This window comes from Streptomyces coryli, assembly GCF_011044975.1.
Lineage (GTDB): Bacteria > Actinomycetota > Actinomycetes > Streptomycetales > Streptomycetaceae > Streptomyces > Streptomyces coryli.
The window spans coordinates 1-1,540 of sequence record NZ_JAAKZV010000515.1; the positions used below are offsets into that span (position 1 = coordinate 1).

General features: G+C 72.3%; 2 protein-coding genes. One reads left to right on the forward strand and one right to left on the reverse strand.

The features are described from left to right. Positions 1–20 precede the first annotated feature (20 nt). Positions 21–623: a TetR/AcrR family transcriptional regulator gene (locus tag G5C51_RS41850; RefSeq protein ID WP_165246149.1), complete on the reverse strand. Its 603-nt coding sequence runs from the start codon at positions 621–623 to the stop codon at positions 21–23. Between the two features lie 126 nt (positions 624–749). On the opposite strand from G5C51_RS41850, the gene G5C51_RS41855 reads away from it, so the two are divergent. Further along, positions 750–1,540: ABC transporter permease (locus tag G5C51_RS41855; RefSeq protein ID WP_165246151.1), on the forward strand; the 791-nt coding region annotated here is incomplete at its 3' end.

Here is a 1,540-nt window from a genome sequence, read left to right on the forward strand (position 1 = left end):
GGGTAGGGCTGGGGGCGGCGTTACTCGGCGGCCGCGAGGGCGGCCACGACCGCGTTCGCCAGGCGGTCCAGGTACGCGGCGGGCAGGCGGGTGCGGTCAAGCATCAGGCGCCAGTAGAGGGGGCCCGCGAGCAGGTCCATCGCCACGTCCGGGTCCGGCCGCGCGGCCAGCTCGCCGCGGTCGGCCGCGCGGCCGACCATCGCGGTGACGATCCCGTGCTGCGCCTCGCGGAGCGCGCTCTGCAGCGTCTGGCCGAGCTCGGGGCTGCGGGCGGCCTCGGCGAGGAGGTCAGGGAGGATCTGGGCGGCCATCGGGTGCTGGAGCACCTTGGCGGTGACGTCCAGGAGTGCACGTACGTCCCCGTACAGGGAACCCGTGTCGGGCGTCGGCAGGCTCTGCGCGGCGAGGCCTGAGACGACGTCGAGGACGATGGGCAGCTTCGACGGCCAGCGGCGGTAGACGGCGGCCTTGCCGACCCCGGCGCGGCGGGCGACCCGCTCGATGGACAGGCGGCCGTAACCGACCTCGGCGAGCTCCTGCAGCACCGCGTCCCGGATCGCGTCGGTGACGTCCGGGCGGAGCACGGCGGCGCCGGCGGCGGGGCGGCGGGCTTCGGGCGGCATGGGCCGATCCTAACCTTGCTTTCCCTTTACGTTGGAACGCTTGCGTTCCGACGTCGACGGGGGCTAGCTTCGTTTGCGGGGACGACGGAACGGACCCGTTCCATCGTCTCGTAACGAAGGAGACCGATGACCCCGTACGACCTCGCCACTGCCCACGGCCTGACGCCCATCGGCCGCCGCCCGGGCATCGCGGCGTACGCGCGGCAGCTGTGGCAGCGGCGGCACTTCATTCACGAGTTCGCCCGCGCCCGCCACCAGGCGCAATACAGCCAGGCAAAGCTCGGCCAGCTCTGGCAGGTCGCCACCCCGCTGCTCAGCGCCGCCGTCTACTACCTGGTCTTCGGCGTCCTGATGGGCACCAAGCACGGCGTACCCGACTACATCCCGTTCCTGGTCACCGGCATCTTCGTCTTCACCTTCACGCAGTCCTCGGTGCTCGGCGGCGTACGGGCGGTGTCCGGGTCGATCGGACTCGTACGGGCGCTGCACTTCCCGCGCGCCGCGCTGCCGGTCGCGCTGGTGCTGCAGCAGCTGCGGCAGCTGCTGTGGTCGCTGCTCGTGCTCGCGGGGATCCTGCTGGCGATGGGCGAAGTCCCGTCACCGCGCTGGCTGCTGGCGGTACCGGCGCTGGGGCTGCAGCTGGTGTTCAACACCGGGCTGGCGCTGGTCTTCGCGCGCCTGGGGAGCCGGATGCCGGACCTGGCCCAGCTGATGCCGTTCGCGCTGCGGACGTGGCTGTACGCGTCCGGAGTGATGTATTCGATCGCCGACAAGACGGCGGGGGCACCGGCGGCGGTGCGGCACGCGCTGGACCTGAACCCGGCGGCGGTCTATATCGACCTGGTGCGGCACGCGCTGATCGACAGCTTCGGCGGGGGGCAGCTGCCGCCGCACGCGTGGGCGGTGGGCTGTCTCTT

Bases quoted from the DNA above. Each gene is read 5' to 3' on its own strand.
- G5C51_RS41850 (WP_165246149.1), bottom strand. From the start codon at position 623: ATGCCGCCCGAAGCCCGCCGCCCCGCCGCCGGCGCCGCCGTGCTCCGC.